Source organism: Streptomyces sp. 3330, from assembly GCF_031456635.1.
Taxonomy (GTDB): Bacteria; Actinomycetota; Actinomycetes; order Streptomycetales; family Streptomycetaceae; genus Streptomyces.
Map to the genome: position 1 here is coordinate 78,026 of NZ_JAVDVA010000011.1, position 16,650 is coordinate 94,675.

Genomic DNA, 16,650 nt, shown 5'->3' on the forward strand with positions numbered 1-16,650 from the left:
GACTCACGCACGCCCAGAGTGAGACATCTGTGTCTCACCTGGGTTACTCTTGTCTCATGGCTGTCGATCGTGATCAAGTGCTGCGCGGTGCCGCGGCCCTGCTGACCCGCAAGTCCACGGCGACGATGGACGAGGTCGCCAAGGCGGCCGGGATCAGCCGGGCCACCCTGCACCGGCACTTCGCCGGCCGGGACGCGCTGGTGCGCGCCCTGGAGGATCTCGGCATCGCGGAGTGCGAGACCGCGCTGGACGCGGCCCGGCTGGACGAGGCCCCCGCGCGCGACGCCGTACGCCGGCTCGTCCGGGAGATCGAACCGGCGGCCGGCCTGCTCGCCTTCCTCTACACCGAGAACCAGCTGTTCGAGGGCGAGGAACTGCACGACGGCTGGACCCGGATCGACGACCGGATCTCGGACCTGTTCCGTCGCGGCCAGCTGAGCGGTGAGTTCCGCATCGACCTCACACCCGCCTGGCTCACCGAGGCGCTCTTCGGCCTGCTCGCCTCCGGCGCCTGGATGGTGCAGAGCGGCAAGGGCGCCCCCAAGGACTTCCAGCACATGATCGTCGAGCTGCTGCTCGGCGGCGCGCTGAGGCCACCCGAGACCCAGAGTCCGGCCCCGCAGAGCCCGGCCCCGCAGAACCCGCTTCCCCACGGCTCACCGGCCCCCCAGGACCCCGCACCCACCGGCCCTTCGGCGCCACAGAACCCCGCACCGCACCGTTCCGCATCACCGAGAGAGGAATCATGACCAGCACCCTGCGGCCGGCGACCACGACCGGGGCGGTGAAGCGTCCGGACCGTTGGCTCGCGCTCTCCGTCCTCGTACTCGCCGTGCTGCTGGTGGCCGTCGACGCGACCGTCCTCGGCCTCGCGACCCCGTACATCAGCGAGGACCTGGAGCCCTCCGGCACCCAGCTCCTCTGGATCGGCGACGTCTACTCGTTCGTCATCGCCGGCTTGCTCGTCTCGATGGGCAGCCTCGGCGACCGCATCGGCCGCAAGCGGATCCTGCTCATGGGCGCCACCGCGTTCGGGCTGATATCCGTCCTCAACGCCTATGCGACGACCCCGGAGACGATGATCGCGGCGCGTGCCCTGCTCGGCGTCGCCGGCGCGACCCTGATGCCCGCGACCCTCGCCCTGATCCGCAACCTCTTCCACGACCCGCGCGAGCGCAGCCTCGCGGTCGGCATCTGGGGCGCGACCGCCTCCGCGGGCACCGCGGTCGGGCCCATCGTGGGCGGCTTCCTCCTCGAACACTTCTGGTGGGGCTCGGTCTTCCTCATCAACCTGCCCGTGATGATCGTGCTGGTCGTCGTCGGCGTCAGGACGCTCCCCGAATCCCGCACCCCGAACCCCGGCCCGTGGGACCTGCCCAGCGTGCTGCTGTCCCTGGTCGGCATGATCGGTGTCGTCTACGCCGTCAAGGAGGCCGCCACGCACGGCCTCACCGCGATCTCGGTCGGCACCGGGCTGCTGGGCGCTGCCGCGCTCTTCGGCTTCGTGCGGCGCCAGCTGACCCTGCCGGCCCCCCTGCTGGACATGCGCCTGTTCCGCAACCGCGGCTTCAGCGGCGCGGTCCTGGCCGACCTGCTGACCATCCTGGGCCTGTCCGGCCTGGTGTTCTTCCTGTCCCAGTACCTGCAGCTCGTCCAGGGCAGGCGGCCGTTCGAGGCCGGTCTGGCCGAACTGCCCGCCGCCGTCGGAGCGGTGGTGGCCGGCCTGATCGCGGGCCGCGTGGCCCGCCGCTTCTCGGTGCGGGCCGTGGTCTGCGGCGGCCTCGCGGCGATCGGCCTCGCACTGGCGGGGCTGACGTTCATCGGCGGGCAGACCGCCTACCCGGTCCTGGGAGCCGCGCTCCTGGTCGTCGGGGTGGGCGCGGGCTTCTCCTTCACGGTGACGTCGGACGTCATCCTGAGCTCCGTGCCGAAGGACCAGGCGGGCGCCGCCTCCGCGGTCTCCGAGACGGCGTACGAACTGGGCGCGGCCCTCGGCATCGCCGTACTCGGATCGATCGTGACCGGTGTCTACCGCGGCTTCGCGGCCCCCGCGGGCACTCCCGCGGGCGCCCACGAGTCACTGGGCGGCGCGGTGGAGGCGGCGGGGCACATGGCGCCCGCCGCGGCCGGGGAGATGCTGTCCTCGGCCCGGGCGGCGTTCGTCGACGGCCTGGCCGTGGCCTCGGGCGTGGGCGCCGCGGTGCTGCTGGCGACGGCGGTGGCGGCCTGGTTCATGCTGCGCAACGAGCGGCTGGACAACCGGCTTTGAGGGACGCGGGGACGGCGCGCACCGGGAGGGCGCACCCGGACCGGCACCCGCGCCGACGTGAGCGCACCGGCCTCGGCCTACGACGCGCCGACAGCCGATGCCGCGCGCCGGGCCGTCACGCGGCCTTCGCCTTGGTGGCGTACATGTCCACGTACTCCTGCCCCGAGAGCCGCATGACCTCGGTCATCACGGAGTCCGTCACGGCCCGCAGCACGTAGCGGTCCCGGTCCATCCCGTCGTAGCGGGAGAACTCCATGGCCTCGCCGAACCGCACGGTGACCCGCCCCGGCCGGGGCATGCCCGCGCCGCCCGGCTGCAGCTTGTCGGTGCCGATCATCGCGAAGGGGACGACCGGCGCCCCGGTCATCAGCGTCAGCCGGGCGATACCGGTGCGCCCCCGGTAGAGCCGGCCGTCGGGGGACCGGGTGCCCTCCGGGTAGATGCCGAAGACCTTCCCCTCCTCCAGCACCCGCCGGCCCGTCATGAGCGCCGCCACACCGCCGCGGCCGCCGTCGCGGTCCACCGGGATCATGCCGACCCCGGTGAAGAACCAGGCCATGAGCCGGCCCTTGAGGCTCTTGCCGGTGACGTACTCGTCCTTGCCGATGAAGAAGACCTGCCGGTCGCAGACGAGCGGCAGGATCATCGAGTCGATGAAGGTGAGGTGGTTGCCGGCCAGGATGACGGGGCCGTCGCCAGGGATGTGCTCCGCGCCCTCGACCCGGGGGCGGAACATCAGGCGCATGACCGGTCCGAGTACTGCCTTGATGAGCACGAAGCGGGACAACGAGCCCTCCGATGTCAAGGGAAAACGATATGAGTCTGTGCAGGTGAGGACGATACTCGCGGAGCCGGGGGTGACGCACATCGGGTCACCCAGGTCTTACGCACTGTTGACGTACGTTTACCTGTACGGCGGCATCGCCTCCTTCCTGTCATCTGCCCGGAACGCGCTGAACTACCGCGCGGAACCGGCCGGATGGCCGTACGGCAGCCGCCATCCCCCGTCCCCCGCGTGTTGGGGCCGAGGTCTCCCGACGGTCATGTCCACGCCCCTACGATCGGGCCGCACGGACGAGCCGACGGCAGGAGATCCCTCATGGGCACGCAGGGCAAGCAGGAGCCGAACCAGCAGGCGAGCGCGGGCGGAACCGGACGGCGGGCGCTCCTGGGCGCCGCCGTGCTCGGCGCCACCGGAACGGTGCTCGGCCTGCCGGGCACCGCGAGGGCCGCAGATCCGTCCCGTTCCGGAAAAGGCCTGAAGAGCCTGCCCGTGCCGACGATCATCGGTCACCGCGGCGCCAGCGGATACCGGCCGGAGCACACCTTCGGCTCGTACCAGCTGGCCCTCGACCTGGGCGCCGACATCGTCGAGGCGGGCGACCTGGTCCCCACCAGGGACGGGCACCTCGTGTGCCGGCACGAGCCGGAGATCGGCGGGACCACGGACGTCGCCGACCACCCGGAGTTCGCGGGCCGCAGGACCACGAAGGTCCTGGACGGCGTCTCCACGACCGGCTGGTTCACCGAGGACTTCACCCTCGCCGAGCTGAAGACCCTGCGCGCCGTCGAGCGCATCCCGGCCAACCGCCCGCACAACACCCTCTACGACGGCCGCTGGGAGATCCCCACCTTCGAGGAAGTCCTGCGCTGGCAGGACGAGCAGACCCGCAAGCGCGGCCGGCAGGTCTGGATCTACCCCGAGACCAAGCACCCCACGTACTTCCGCAAGCTGGGCCTGGGCCTCGAGGAGCGGGTCGCCAAGCTGCTGCACACGTACGGCAAGGACCGCAAGAACTCGCCGGTCATCGTGCAGTCCTTCGAGCCGACCAGCGTCCAGCGCCTGAACAAGCTGGTCGACAACCCCCTCGTGGTGCTGCTGTCCGGTGCGAACTCGCGCCCGTGGGACTTCGTCGAGACGGGCGACCCGCGCACGGTCGCCGACCTGGTCACCCGGGCGGGGCTCCGGGAGATCGCGGGCTACGCCCAGGGCATCGGCCCGACCCTCGACCTGGTGATCCCGAAGGACGCCGCCGGCAACCTCACCACCCCGACCACGCTGGTCAAGGACGCCCACGCGGTCGGCCTGGTGCTGCACCCCTACACCATGCGCAACGAGAACCCCTTCCTGCCCACGAACTTCCGCAAGGGCACGGACGCCGACGGCTACGGCGACTCCTTCGGCGCGTTCCGCACCTACTTCGCTACCGGCATCGACGGTGTCTTCACGGACAACCCGGACACCGGACTGCTGGCCCGCGCGGACTTCGTCAACGGCTGAGTCCCCGTTGGAGTGACAGTCGGCCGCCCCGGCAACCACCCGCCCGGGCGGCCGCATCGTGTGGCACGTGACCCACGACCTGCTCACCACCCTGCGCCCGCTGCTCACCGCCGAGGCCTCCGCCGAGGCCCAGGCCGCCGGGACCGAACCCGGCGACCTGGAACAGGCGGTCTGGCTCCGCCTGCTCGAACGCCTCGCCACCGACGGCCCGCCGCCCGACCCCCAGGGCTGGCTGCGCGGGGCCGTCCGCGCCGAGGTCCGCCGCGCCCGCCGTACGACGCGCCGCGAGCAGCCGTACGAGAGCGACCCCGCCGAGGACGCCGACCGCGGCCCCGAGCAGCTCGCCCTGACCGCCGCCCGGCACCGCGCCCTGCGCGAGGCCGTGCACCGGTTGCCCGGCCGCTGTTCCCGTCTCCTCCAGGCGCTGCTCTCGCCCCGGGACCTCACCTACCGCGAGATCGCGGGGGAGTTGGGTATCTCACAGGGCAGTCTCGGACCGGAACGTTCCAGATGTCTGGGATGTCTGCGGCGTTTGCTGACGCCGGAGGTTGCGGCCCGCGAAGCGCGGGGATAGGAGTGAGGGACCACAGGCGATCAGGTGAGCGGGAGGCGTGCGCACATGGGCATGAGCGTGACCATCTCGGAGGCGACCGAGCAGGATGCCGAGCAGATCTTCAGATTGCAGTACCTGTGCTTCCAGAGTGAAGCCGCGCTGTACGCCAACTACCGCATCGCCCCGCTCGTCCAGAGCCTCGACTCGGTCCGGCAGGAACTCGCCACGGACTGCGTCTTCGTGGCCCGCCTGGGCGACGAGGTGGTCGGCTCCGTACGAGGCGGTCTCACCGAGGACGGCGCCGCCGCCATCGGCAAGCTCTGCGTCCACCCGCGGCTCCAGGGCCACGGCATCGGCGCGCGGCTGCTCCGCGCGGCCGAGGCGGCGCTGGCCGAGGAGCGCGGCGCCAAGAAGTTCCGCCTCGTCGCCGGCCACCGCAGCGAGGGCAACCTGCGCCTCTACCGCCGGGTCGGCTACGAGACGGTCGGCACCTCGCAGGGCACGGACGGCGTACTGATGATCGTCCTGGAGAAGCAGGCGGGGGAGTACGCGGCTACCGCGTAGCCGTGCGGGACCTGCGCAGCCAGTACAGGGCGGACAGCGGCAGCAGCACCGGGATGAACACGTAGCCCATCCCGTACTGCGACCACACGGTCGAGTCCGGGAAGGCCGACGGCTCGACCAGGGTCCAGGTGCCGACGATCAGCACCCCCGCCAGCTCGGCGGCGCAGCACACCTGCGCCGCCCTGCGCGCCGTCTCGCCGCCGCGCACCAGCGAGTACGTGATGAATCCGTACACCACGCCCGCGAGGGCCGACAGCGTGTACGCGAGCGGCGCCCGGTCGAACTCGGTCGCGATCTGGTACGCCGACCTCGACACCGCCCCGACCACCATCACGCCGTAGAACCACACCAGGAGCATCCCGGGCCCGCTGATGAGCCGGCCCCGCTCGTCGTCCACCGCCGCCACCTCAGCCTCCCCAGATGTCGAAGAGCCGCACCTCGAGCACGGCGAGCACCACACCGCCCGCGGCGGCCGTCACCGAACCCCAGCGGGTCCGCTCGGACAGCGACATGAACGCCACCGCCGGTACGCACGCGACCGCGCCGAGCAGATAGGCCACGAAGATCGTCGTGCCCTGCTCCGGCTTCTCGCCCCGCGCCAGCTGGACGATCCCGACCACCAGCTGGATCAGGGCCAGCAGGGAGACCACGGCCATCCCGATGAAATGCCAGTCCTTCGTCGGCTGGTCACGGTAGGCGGCCCAGCCGCACCAGGCGGCGAGCAGCAACGCGGCGACGCCGGTCACCAGCGTCAGGGCATCAAGCATGCAGTGACCTTATTACGGCGTATCAGGCGTCCTGCGATCGGCCCCGCACCCCGGCGAGGAGTCCGGAGGGCACCCGGCGCCACCGGCCCGGCCGTTCCGCCTGCCGTGGCGTTGGCCACAGCCCGCCGGCCGCCCGCGCCCCGCGCCGGCCGCCCGGCCGGGGCCTGTCTCCCTTGTCGGCGCTGGTCGCGGGCGGGAGGGCGGGGCCCTCCGCGCGGGGCCGGAGGGCGCCCGCACAGCGTCCACGAGTGTCCGGCATGCGGACGCCGGGGTCTCGGTCAGGACCGTATGTCTGCTTTACTGATGCCCATGACCACGACGAGCAGCCGCACCCTTGCGACCGAGGCGACCCTGACGCCCGGTGCTCGTTGTATGTGTCGAATGTGCGCCTTCTAGAGGGCCCCCGCACCACTCCCGAGCTCGCGCCCCGAAGCGAGACGTCGTGGCATGTCCGTGCGCCGCAAGTCCGCCGTACATGACGTAGCCGCGCCCCGCGCACATGTTTCTCCCCGGTTCCCCGCCACAGCGAGAGCCGTGTCGCGTCCCTGACAGCCTGCACCCGTGCGCCCGGGCACACCCACGCCCGCGCACTCGACAGTGACGGAAATCCACGTGATCACCACCACGGGCCTGACCAAGGTCTACCGCTCGCGCGGCCGTGAGGTCACCGCCCTCGACGGCGTCGATCTCCACGTCCGCGAAGGCGAGGTGTACGGCGTCATCGGCCAGTCCGGCGCCGGCAAGTCCTCGCTCATCCGCTGCATCAACCTCCTGGAGCGTCCCACCGCCGGCACGGTCACCGTCGCCGGACAGGACCTCACCGCGCTCGCCGGCCGCGGACCCCGCGCCGGCAATGAGCTGCGGCAGGCGCGCAGCCGGATCGGCATGGTCTTCCAGCACTTCAACCTGCTCTCCTCACGGACCGTGCAGGACAACGTCGAACTGCCCCTGGAGATCCTCGGCGTCTCGGGACGGGAACGCTCCCGCAAGGCGCTGGAACTGCTCGACCTGGTCGGCCTCGCCGACAAGGCGAAGTCCTTCCCGGCCCAGCTCTCCGGCGGCCAGAAGCAGCGTGTCGGCATCGCCCGCGCGCTCGCCGGCGACCCCAAGGTGCTGCTCTCCGACGAGGCCACCAGCGCGCTCGACCCGGAGACCACCCGCTCCATCCTCCAGCTGCTGCGCGACCTGAACCGGCAGCTGGGCCTGACCGTCCTGCTCATCACCCACGAGATGGACGTGGTGAAGTCGATCTGCGACTCCGCCGCGCTGATGGAGAACGGCCGGGTCGTCGAGTCCGGCACGGTCGGCGAGCTGCTCGCGACCCCCGGCTCCGAGCTGGCCGGCGCCCTCTTCCCGGTCGGCGGCGACGCCACCGGCGAGGACCGCACCGTCGTCGACGTCACCTTCCACGGCGAGGCCGCCACGCGCCCCGTGATCTCCCAGCTGTCGCGCACCTACAACATCGACATCTCGATCCTCGGCGCCGCCATCGACACCGTCGGCGGGCTCCAGGTCGGCCGCATGCGCATCGAACTGCCCGGCCGCTACGAGGACAACGTCGTGCCGATCGGCTTCCTGCGGGAACAGGGCCTCCAGATCGACATCGTGGACCACGCGGCCCAGGCGCCCGTGCTGCTGAAGGACGGTGCCGAGTGACCTGGTCGCAGATGCAGCCCCTGCTGTCCCAGGCGTGTTGGGACACCCTCTACATGGTCGGCTGGTCCACGCTCATCGCCGTCGTCGGCGGTCTCCCGCTCGGCGTCCTGCTGGTCCTGACCGACCGGGGCGGCCTGCTGCAGAACCTCGCCGCCAACAAGGTGATCGGGCAGGTCGTGAACATCGCCCGCTCGCTGCCGTTCATCATCCTGATGGTCGCGCTGATGAACTTCACCCGCACGATCACCGGGACGACCATCGGCCGCGAGGCCGCGATCGTGCCGCTCGCCATCGGGGCCATCCCGTTCTTCGCGCGCCTGGTCGAGACGGCCGTCCGCGAGGTGGACGGCGGACTCGTCGAGGCCGTGCAGGCGATGGGCGGCAACACCTGGACGATCGTGCGCAAGGTCCTCGTGCCCGAGTCCCTGCCCTCGCTCATCGCGAGCACGACGACCACGATCGTCGCCCTCATCGGCTACTCCGCCATGGCCGGCACGGTCGGCGCGGGCGGCCTCGGCGACATCGCCATCCGCTACGGCTACCAGCGCTTCGAGACCGAGCTGATGTGGATCACGGTGGCGATCCTCGCCGTCGTCATCTCGCTCATCCAGTTCGCCGGCGACTACGCGGCCCGCTCCCTGCACCGCCGCGGCGGCGGCTCGGGCGCCGCGCCGAAGCTCCGGCTCCTGAAGGCCAAGGAGCCGGCCGCCGTGGACATCAGCAAGGTCGCCTGAGCCCGCCCAGGGCCGTCACCACAGATCCCCCGCACACCCCACGCGGGTCGCTACACCCTCAGGAAAGGCACTTTTCGTGCGTAACACCGCCAAGTTCACCACCGCAGCCCTCGCCGTCGGCGCCCTCACCCTGGGGCTGACCGCCTGCGGCTCGGACCAGGACGCCGCCTCCGACACCAGCGGTCCGCTGACCGTCGCCGCGAGCCCGACCCCGCACGCCGAGATCCTCGACTTCGTCAAGGACAAGCTGGCGAAGAAGGCGGGACTCGACCTGGAGGTCAAGGAGTTCACCGACTACGTCACGCCGAACACGGCGACGGAGGACGGCTCGGTCGACGCCAACTACTTCCAGAACCAGCCGTACCTCGACGACTTCAACAAGAAGAACGGCACCCACATCGTGCCCGTCGTCACGGTGCACCTGGAGCCGCTCGGCCTCTACTCCCACAAGGTCAAGAGCGCCGACGCCCTGAAGAACGGCGCGACGATCGCCGTCCCCAACGACAGCGTCAACGAGGCCCGCGCCCTCAAGCTGCTCGCCGCGAACAAGCTCATCACCCTCAAGGAGGGCGTGGGCAACGAGGCGACCCCCGCGGACATCACCGCGAACCCGAAGAAGCTCAAGTTCAAGGAGCTGGAGGCGGCCCAGACCCCGCGCTCCCTGGACGACGTGGACGCCGCCGTCATCAACGGCAACTACGCCATCGAGGCCGACCTGAAGCCCGCGTCGGACGCGCTCGTGCTGGAGTCCGCCACGGACAACCCGTACGGCAACTTCCTCGCCGTCAAGGACGGCAACGAGGACGACCCGCGGGTGAAGAAGCTCGCCGAGCTCCTCACCTCGGCCGAGGTCAAGAAGTTCATCGAGGACACGTACGACGGCTCCGTCATCGCCTCGTTCTGAGACACGGCGACCGGCCGTCCGGCCGACGCGCGCGCCCGGGGTCCGCACCTTCAGCCGGTGTGGACCCCGTGGTGTGGTTCCGCGCTCACATGCTGCATGCTGGGCAGTTCAGCGGACCCTGACGGGTCGGCAGGTCACACCCCGAGGTTTCGAAGGTTACGGAGCGGCGCATGACGAGCACCTTCCCCACCATCTCCATCAGCACGGAGCGGTTGGTGCTGCGTCCCCTCGACGAGGACGACGTGCCCGCCCTGGCCGACATGATGAACGACGAGCAGGTCACCGCCTGGACGGCCGTGCCGCAGCCCTACGACGAGGCGGTGGCCCGCCGTTGGATCACCGAGCAGGCGCCCGCCGAACGCACCGCGGGCCGCGGCCTCGCCCTCGCGGTCACCGAGTTCCTCACCCAGCGCCTCGTCGGCGTCGTCCAGCTCTCCAAGACCAACTGGCACGTGCGTTCCACCGAACTGTCGTACATCATCGCGCCCTGGGCGCGCGGCGAGGGCTACGCCTCCGAGGCGGCGCTGGCCACCGCCCAGTGGCTGATCCGCGACCAGAAGTTCGAGCGCATCGAGCTGCGCACGGCCGCCGACAACACCGCTTCCCAGCAGGTCGCGCAGAAGATCGGCTGTATCAGCGAGGGCGTGCTGCGGGGCGCCTGCATAGCGCGCGCCCGGGCCGAGGACGGCAGGTGGAACGAGGTGCGCACCGACTACATCGTGTGGAGCCTGCTCCCCGAGGACCTGGAGGGTCCCGGCGAGCACTTCGCGGAGAGCGGCGGTTTCACGTCCTACACCGACTGGAACTGACCGCGGGGCCGGTGCCACCGCCCTTGCCGTGACCCACCGACCAGGTACCCTCACGGAGCCCGCTACCTGCGTGAACCCCGGGGGAGACTGACGACGATGGCCGACCGCGTCACGGTGATCGGATGGGACGGTTCGCCGCTGACCGCCGCGGCCCGCTCCGCCCTCGGCGCCGCCACGCTGGTGGCCGGCGCCCCCCACCATCTGGCGCTGCCCGAGGTGCCGCCCACGGCGGAACGCGTCCGGCTCGGCAGCGTCTCGCTCGCCGCCCGCCGCATCGCGGGCCACCGGGGCACCGCGGTCGTCCTCGCCGACGGCGACCCGGGCTTCTTCGGCGTCGTACGGACCCTGCGCGCACCCGAGTTCGGCCTGGAGGTCGAGGTCGTCCCCGCCGTCTCCGCCGTGGCCGCCGCCTTCGCCCGGGCCGGGATGCCCTGGGACGACGCCCAGGTGGTCGTCGCCCACCGGCGCACCCTGCGCCGCGCCGTGAACGTCTGCCGCGCGCACACCAAGGTCGCCGTCCTCACCTCCCCGGGCGCGGGCCCCGCCGAGCTCGGCCTGCTCATGGAGGGCGTGCACCGCACGTTCGTCGTCTGCGAGGAACTCGGCACCACCCGCGAGCAGGTGAGCGTGGTCACCTCGGACAAGGCCGCCGACCACACCTGGCGCGACCCCAACGTCGTCATCGTCATCGGCGGCCCCACCGGCCCGGTCGTCTCCGGGGACAGCGGCTGGATCGCGGGCCGTGATCCGGCCGCGGGCCCGCGCGGCTGGGCCCTGCCCGCCGAGGCCTACGGCGGTGGCCTCGGCGAGGGCGAGGCGGAGCTGCTCCGCGCCGCCCAACTCGCCCGGCTCGGCCCGCGCGTCGGCGACCTCGTCTGGGACATCGGCTGCGGCAGCGGGGCCTTCGCGACCGAGGCGGCGCGGGCGGGCGCCGCCGTCATCGCCGTCGACCGGGACCTGGACGCGTGCGGCCGTACGGACGCCTCCTCGCGCCGTCACGGCGTCCAGCTGCAGATCGTCCACGGCACCGCGCCGCACGTCCTGGAGAACCTGCCCGAACCCGACGTCGTCCGGGTCGGCGGCGGGGGAGCGGCCGTGGTCTCCGCCGTCGCCGACCGCCGCCCGCAGCGCATCGTCACCCACGCCGGGACCCGCGACGCGGCCGAACTCGTGGGCCGCGACCTGTCCGAGCACGGCTACCGCGTCGAGTGCTCGCTCGTCCAGTCCGTCGAACTCGACACGCGGGCCTGGACGGAACGGGAGCGGAGCGTCGCGTTCCTCCTCACCGGAGAGATCGTGCGGCGCGCGTCGCCGCGTTGAGGCCGGCGGACAGGTGCGGGACGCGTGAGCGACGTGTGAGGGGCCGGTGTCGGCCGGGCGGCGGGCGGGACCGTTCCGACCGCCTCTCGTGACCGGGCGCGCCCTCCCCGTGATCCTGTTGTCGTACCGCGCGCGGTAGGCTGGCCGATCGTCGTACCGCTTCCGTTCACCCGGCGCTTCGTAGGTCAATGTCCGGAAAACACATCCCTTTTGGGGTGGGTGTGGTACGGCAGAACCGGAGGACGCGCAACGTGGCGCAGTCCACAGCGGGGCGTCGCGGATCAAGCTGTCGCGACGCGACTACGGCCGGGACAATGCCACTGAATGGCTTTGTCGCTTTTTCGGGCGGGTCGTTCGTGCCGCTGGGCACGGACGCTCGTTCTTCACTATGGGGCGGTCGGTGCGCCGCTCCGGGTGAGCTGGTCGTAGAAGCACTAACCGATGGGCGAGGGGTACGCATGACCGACACCGGCCAGGTCCCGGGCGAGGGGCTGCCGGAGAACGCAGGCATGGTGGAACAGCCGGGCGCCCCCGCGCACGGTGCGTACACCTACCTCTCCGAGACCACCGCCGAGGACGAAGACCTGTTGCTGCTGCCGGGTGCCCAGAGCGCGTGGGGCAACGAGGTGGCGCCGCCCGCGCCCGAGCCGGTCGTCGAGACGGTGCACGAGCCGGGCCCGCACGAGACGGGCGGCCGCGACAGCGGTTCGGTCGACCTCAGCGGCGTCCGCCTCCCCGGCCCGTCGGCGCCCCAGGCGGCCCCGCGCCGCCCCCTGCACCTCGGCCCGCCGATCCCCGACGCCTCCGCGAGCCCGGTCCGCTCCCTCGCCGACCGCGGTCCCGCGGGCGCGCCGGTACGGCAGCCCGCCCCGTCCGCGTCCGGCCCCGAATACCTCGACGTCCCGCACCTGCGCGAGATGCCCCCGCAGGGAGCGTCTCCCTGGGGCGCCGCGCAGCCGCCGGTCGCGCACGGGGGGACGACCGCGGAAACGGTTGTCCCGGCGACGGCGGCACAGCAACGCGAGCCGGTCGGGGTGGCCCAGGCCGTCGTGGCCCGGGTGGCGACCGAGGCGATCGCCGCGACCGCCCCGCAGGAGGAGGTTCAGGAGGCCGGGTCCGCCGGCGCGGAGGCGCCCGCGCCGGCGGACCCGGGCTACGGGGTCGTCGATCCCGGTGAGCTGCTCGGCGCCGCGATGATGGCGGAGGCGGAGCAGGAGCCGGAGGAGGTCCAGGTCCCCCTCTCCGGGGACGACGGGACCGCGGACGGCAGTGCCGTGCCGGCCGCCGACCCGCCGGTCGAAGCGGCGCAGGCGCCGGAAGCCGCCCGGACCCCCGAGCCCGCGTACGCGGAGCAGCCGGCAGCCGTCGCCGAAGGCGCCCCGCCGGCCGAACCGACCGCGCCCGAGATGCCCCGGGAGGCCGAGGTGGCGGAGCCCGCCGAGGCGACGGAGCCCGCCGAGGCGACACAGGCCGTAGAGACGGCACCTCCCGTAGAGACGGCACCTCCCGCCGAGGTGGCAGAGCCCGCCGGGACGGCAGAGCTCGCACAGGCCCCGGACGTGCACCTCGTTCCGGAGCCCGACGCACAGCCCGCCGAGGTCGCCCAGGCGAGCCCGGTCGAGGCGCCGCACCGGCCGGAGTCCGAGGAACCCGGGCAGCCGCACGCGGAGCTCGGCGACACGCCGGTCCAGGCCCACCAGGCGCCCGCGGCGGAGGCGGCTCCGCTCGCCGAGGCCGTCGCCGCGCCCGTCCCCACTGCCGGAATTCCCGCGCCGGACGCCGTCGTGGCCCCTGAGTCTGAGCCTGAGCCCGACCCCGCCGAGCCCACCCCTGTGCCGGTGGTCGCTCAGGCCCCCGAACCCGCGACGACCGTGATCCCCGAGGCGCCCGAAGCCGCGGCACCGGCCCAGGAGGCGCCCGGCCCGGTGGCCGAGGCCCCCGCGCCGGAGGAGGTCTCCGCGCCGGAGGTTCCCGCCCCGGCGCCGGCCGTCGCGCCCGAACCCGTCCTGCTCGTCGACGCCTTCGTGGCGTCCGCGGGGGTCGCCGCCGCGGCGGCGCAGGCGGAGGCGACGGCCCGGCAGGAGCCCGTCACCGAGCAGCCCGTCGAGCCGGCCGAGGACTCCTTGCCGACCCCGACCCCGACCCCGACCCCGGAGCCCGGGCCGCAGTCTGGGGTGGAGGCGCAGGTGGAGGCTCAGGACGACGACCTCGACCCGGCCGCCCACCTCGCGGTCCCCGCGTCGCACCTTCCGGAAGAACCTGTTCCCGGGACGGCCGCCCGGCCCGAGGCCGAAGCCGCACCCGAGGCCGAAGCCGCGGCGCAACCCGCACCCGCCGCCCCGGTCGCGGCCGACCTGCCTGAGCCCGCCCCCGCCGCGACCCTCGCGGCACCGGAACCGCAGCCGACACCGCAGCCGGAACCGGCGGCGCAGTCGCCCGTCGAGGCGCCCGCCGTGCCGGTCTCCCCGGAGCCCGTGGCGATCGCGGTCCCCGGGGAAGCCACCGTCGTCGCGCAGCCGCCCCAGCAGGATCAGGCACCGGAACAGGCGCACCCGCAGGCCGTCCAGCAGCCGGTGACCGTCCCCGCGTCGGCCGCCCCCCCGGCCCCCCGGCAGGAGCAGCCGCACCAGCCGGACGGGTCGGCGCCGGACCAGCCCCTGGGCCGGTTCGTGCCGGTCGAGGGCATGGTGCCCACCACCCCGCACCTGGCCCCGACCCCCCCGCACCCCCTCGTGCTCCCCACCCAGGAGCAGGCCGACCCCGCGGCGGCGGAACAGCCCCGGGCCGCCGGGGCGAGCGCCGCCCCGCCCGTCGTCACGGTCCCCGCGCCCCGCGGCGCCGACCCCGCTCCCGCCCCGGCGACCCCGGCCACGGAGCCCGAGACCGGCATCGACCCCGATGTCGCCCAGAGCCCGGAGGACCTGGAAACCAGGGCCGCCGACCAGGAAGAGAGCCCGGCCCCCGTGGAAGAAGTGCGAGAGTCCACCGGCCCCGCCGCGCCCGCGTACGACGACGCCGAGCGCGAGGCCGTGCTGAAGGTCATGCGTGAGCGCCGGGACATCCGCAACGGCTTCCGCCCCGACCCGATCCCGCACGAGGTGCTGCTGCGTGTCCTGGAGGCGGCCCACACCGCGCCCTCCGTCGGCCACTCGCAGCCCTGGGATTTCGTCGTCATCCGCTCCGCCGACACCCGGCGCGCGATGCACGAGCTGGCGACCCGTCAGCGTGACGCGTACGCGAAGTCGCTGCCGAAGGGCCGGGCGAAGCAGTTCAAGGAACTGAAGATCGAGGCCATCCTCGACACCCCGGTGAACATCGTCGTCACCGCCGACCCGACCCGCGGCGGCCGCCACACCCTCGGCCGGCACACCCAGCCGCAGATGGCGCCGTACTCCTCCGCGCTCGCGGTCGAGAACCTCTGGCTGGCCGCCCGTGCCGAGGGCCTCGGGGTCGGCTGGGTCAGCTTCTTCGACGAGCGCGAGATGGTCCGCGCCCTGGGCCTGCCCGAGCACCTCGAAGTGGTCGCGTACCTCTGCGTCGGCTACGTCGACGAGTTCCCGGACGAACCCGAGCTGATGCAGGCCGGCTGGGCCAAGCGCCGTCCGCTGTCGTGGGTCGTCCACGAGGAGACGTACGGCCGTCGCGCGCTGCCCGGCGAGGACCCGCACGACCTGCTCGCCGAGACCGTCGCCAGCGTCCGCCCGCTCGACGCCAAGGCGCTCGGCGAGGCCTGGGAGCGGCAGAAGCGGATGACGAAGCCGGCCGGGGCGCTGGGCATGCTGGAGATCATCTCCGCGCAGCTGTCCGGCCTGTCCCGGCAGTGCCCGCCGCCGATCCCGGAGCCCGCGGCCGTCGCGATCTTCGCCGGTGACCACGGCGTGCACGCGCAGGGGGTCACGCCCTGGCCGCAGGAGGTGACGGCCCAGATGGTCGCCAACTTCCTCGGCGGGGGAGCGGTCTGCAACGCCTTCGCCACCCAGGTGGGCGCCGAGGTCTGCGTGGTGGACGTGGGTGTCGCCGCCGACCTGCCCGCCACCCCCGGGCTGCTGCCCCGCAAGATCCGCGCGGGCACGTCCGACATGACCACCGGCCCCGCGATGACCCGCGAGGAGGCCAAGCAGGCCATCGAGGTCGGCATCGAGACCGCCCGCGACCTCGTCGCGGCCGGCAACAAGGCGCTGCTCACGGGCGAGATGGGGATCGCGAACACCACGGCGTCCGCGGCCCTCATCTCGGTGTTCACGGGGGCAGACCCGGCCGAGGTCACCGGCCGCGGCACCGGGATCAACGACGAGACCCTCGCCCGCAAGACCGAGGTCGTGCGCCGTGCCCTGGAGGTCCACCAGCCGGACCCGGCGGACCCCATCGGCGTCCTCGCCGCGATCGGCGGCTTCGAGCACGCGGCGATGGTCGGTCTCCTGCTCGGCGGCGCCTCCCTCCGCACGCCAGTGATCCTGGACGGCGTCAGCGCCGGCGCCGCCGCGCTGGTCGCCCGCGCCATCGCCCCCGAGGTCCTGGCGGCCTGCATCGCGGGCCACCGCAGTGCCGAACCCGGTCATGTGGCCGCCCTGAACAAGCTGGGTCTGCGTCCTCTGGTCGACCTCGACCTCCGCCTCGGCGAGGGAACGGGCGCCCTGCTCGCCCTGCCGCTGGTGCAGAGCACGGCCCGGGCGATGCACGAGGTGGCGACGTTCGATTCGGCGGGCGTCACGGAGAAGTAGGTCCCGCCCGGGGCCGGGGGCACGCCCTTGTGCCGCCCCCGGCCCCGCCGCATGCTGAAGTCACCTCTAAAA

13 protein-coding genes and 1 pseudogene are annotated in these 16,650 nt (G+C 73.0%); 11 read left to right on the forward strand and 3 right to left on the reverse strand.

Annotation, left to right across the window (positions count from 1 at the left end; translation table 11 throughout):
- Positions 1–56 precede the first annotated feature (56 nt).
- Both J2X68_RS19800 and J2X68_RS19805 read left to right on the forward strand, forming a co-directional pair.
- A pseudogene (locus tag J2X68_RS19800) lies at positions 57–602 on the forward strand (TetR/AcrR family transcriptional regulator); the annotation flags it as partial.
- A gap of 143 nt (positions 603–745) precedes the next feature.
- Complete coding sequence (locus tag J2X68_RS19805) at positions 746–2,269, forward strand: MFS transporter (protein WP_310433868.1); 1,524 nt, start codon at positions 746–748, stop codon at positions 2,267–2,269.
- Between the two features lie 115 nt (positions 2,270–2,384).
- Here the strand turns inward: J2X68_RS19805 and J2X68_RS19810 are convergent, their stop codons facing one another.
- The gene (locus tag J2X68_RS19810; RefSeq protein ID WP_054239454.1) at positions 2,385–3,056 is read right to left on the reverse strand and encodes a 1-acyl-sn-glycerol-3-phosphate acyltransferase; all 672 of its coding nucleotides are present in this window, start codon (positions 3,054–3,056) and stop codon (positions 2,385–2,387) included.
- 312 nt (positions 3,057–3,368) lie between these two features.
- Between J2X68_RS19810 and J2X68_RS19815 the strand changes: the two genes are divergently transcribed.
- From J2X68_RS19815 to J2X68_RS19825, 3 genes are all read left to right on the forward strand, one after another.
- Complete coding sequence (locus tag J2X68_RS19815) at positions 3,369–4,550, forward strand: glycerophosphodiester phosphodiesterase (protein WP_310433869.1); 1,182 nt, start codon at positions 3,369–3,371, stop codon at positions 4,548–4,550.
- A gap of 67 nt (positions 4,551–4,617) precedes the next feature.
- On the forward strand, positions 4,618–5,124 hold the full coding sequence (locus J2X68_RS19820; protein ID WP_310433870.1) for a sigma-70 family RNA polymerase sigma factor: 507 nt from the start codon (positions 4,618–4,620) through the stop codon (positions 5,122–5,124).
- A gap of 45 nt (positions 5,125–5,169) precedes the next feature.
- Positions 5,170–5,667, forward strand: a complete 498-nt coding sequence (locus tag J2X68_RS19825; RefSeq protein WP_310433871.1) for a GNAT family N-acetyltransferase — start codon at positions 5,170–5,172, stop codon at positions 5,665–5,667.
- Here J2X68_RS19825 and J2X68_RS19830 read toward each other — a convergent pair.
- Complete coding sequence (locus J2X68_RS19830) at positions 5,657–6,025, reverse strand: hypothetical protein (protein WP_399040407.1); 369 nt, start codon at positions 6,023–6,025, stop codon at positions 5,657–5,659. The two genes, J2X68_RS19825 and J2X68_RS19830, sit on opposite strands and share 11 nt — an antisense overlap.
- Before the next feature lie 49 nt (positions 6,026–6,074).
- Positions 6,075–6,434 carry a hypothetical protein gene (locus tag J2X68_RS19835; RefSeq protein ID WP_310433873.1) on the reverse strand — a complete coding sequence of 120 codons (360 nt, stop codon included), beginning with the start codon at positions 6,432–6,434 and terminating at the stop codon, positions 6,075–6,077.
- A gap of 612 nt (positions 6,435–7,046) precedes the next feature.
- Here J2X68_RS19835 and J2X68_RS19840 point away from each other — a divergent pair.
- The 6 genes from J2X68_RS19840 (at position 7,047) to cobT (ending at position 16,578) form a co-directional block, all read left to right on the forward strand.
- Positions 7,047–8,090: an ATP-binding cassette domain-containing protein gene (locus J2X68_RS19840; protein WP_310433874.1), complete on the forward strand. Its 1,044-nt coding sequence runs from the start codon at positions 7,047–7,049 to the stop codon at positions 8,088–8,090.
- Positions 8,087–8,824 (forward strand): methionine ABC transporter permease, encoded by a 738-nt coding sequence (locus tag J2X68_RS19845; protein ID WP_310433875.1) that lies wholly within the window; start codon positions 8,087–8,089, stop codon positions 8,822–8,824. The genes J2X68_RS19840 and J2X68_RS19845 overlap by 4 nt, the downstream gene beginning before the upstream one ends.
- Positions 8,825–8,900: 76 nt before the next feature.
- Positions 8,901–9,728, forward strand: coding sequence for a MetQ/NlpA family ABC transporter substrate-binding protein (locus J2X68_RS19850; RefSeq protein WP_310433876.1), 828 nt, complete (start codon positions 8,901–8,903; stop codon positions 9,726–9,728).
- Between the two features lie 170 nt (positions 9,729–9,898).
- Complete coding sequence (locus J2X68_RS19855) at positions 9,899–10,537, forward strand: GNAT family N-acetyltransferase (RefSeq protein WP_310433877.1); 639 nt, start codon at positions 9,899–9,901, stop codon at positions 10,535–10,537.
- 96 nt (positions 10,538–10,633) lie between these two features.
- Positions 10,634–11,857 (forward strand): precorrin-6y C5,15-methyltransferase (decarboxylating) subunit CbiE, encoded by a 1,224-nt coding sequence (gene cbiE / locus J2X68_RS19860; protein WP_310433878.1) that lies wholly within the window; start codon positions 10,634–10,636, stop codon positions 11,855–11,857.
- Positions 11,858–12,315: 458 nt separating this feature from the next.
- On the forward strand, positions 12,316–16,578 hold the full coding sequence (cobT, locus tag J2X68_RS19865) for a nicotinate-nucleotide--dimethylbenzimidazole phosphoribosyltransferase (protein WP_310433879.1): 4,263 nt from the start codon (positions 12,316–12,318) through the stop codon (positions 16,576–16,578).
- Positions 16,579–16,650 lie beyond the last annotated feature (72 nt).

What these genes read in the sequence shown, in the direction of transcription:
- J2X68_RS19805 (WP_310433868.1), top strand. Translation starts at nt 746, where the DNA reads ATGACCAGCACCCTGCGGCCGGCGACCACGACCGGGGCGGTGAAGCGT.
- J2X68_RS19815 (WP_310433869.1), top strand. Translation starts at nt 3,369, where the DNA reads ATGGGCACGCAGGGCAAGCAGGAGCCGAACCAGCAGGCGAGCGCGGGC.
- J2X68_RS19825 (WP_310433871.1), top strand. Translation starts at nt 5,170, where the DNA reads ATGGGCATGAGCGTGACCATCTCGGAGGCGACCGAGCAGGATGCCGAG.
- J2X68_RS19830 (WP_399040407.1), bottom strand. Translation starts at nt 6,025, where the DNA reads ATGCTCCTGGTGTGGTTCTACGGCGTGATGGTGGTCGGGGCGGTGTCG.
- J2X68_RS19835 (WP_310433873.1), bottom strand. Translation starts at nt 6,434, where the DNA reads ATGCTTGATGCCCTGACGCTGGTGACCGGCGTCGCCGCGTTGCTGCTC.
- J2X68_RS19855 (WP_310433877.1), top strand. Translation starts at nt 9,899, where the DNA reads ATGACGAGCACCTTCCCCACCATCTCCATCAGCACGGAGCGGTTGGTG.
- cbiE (WP_310433878.1), top strand. Translation starts at nt 10,634, where the DNA reads ATGGCCGACCGCGTCACGGTGATCGGATGGGACGGTTCGCCGCTGACC.
- cobT (WP_310433879.1), top strand. Translation starts at nt 12,316, where the DNA reads ATGACCGACACCGGCCAGGTCCCGGGCGAGGGGCTGCCGGAGAACGCA.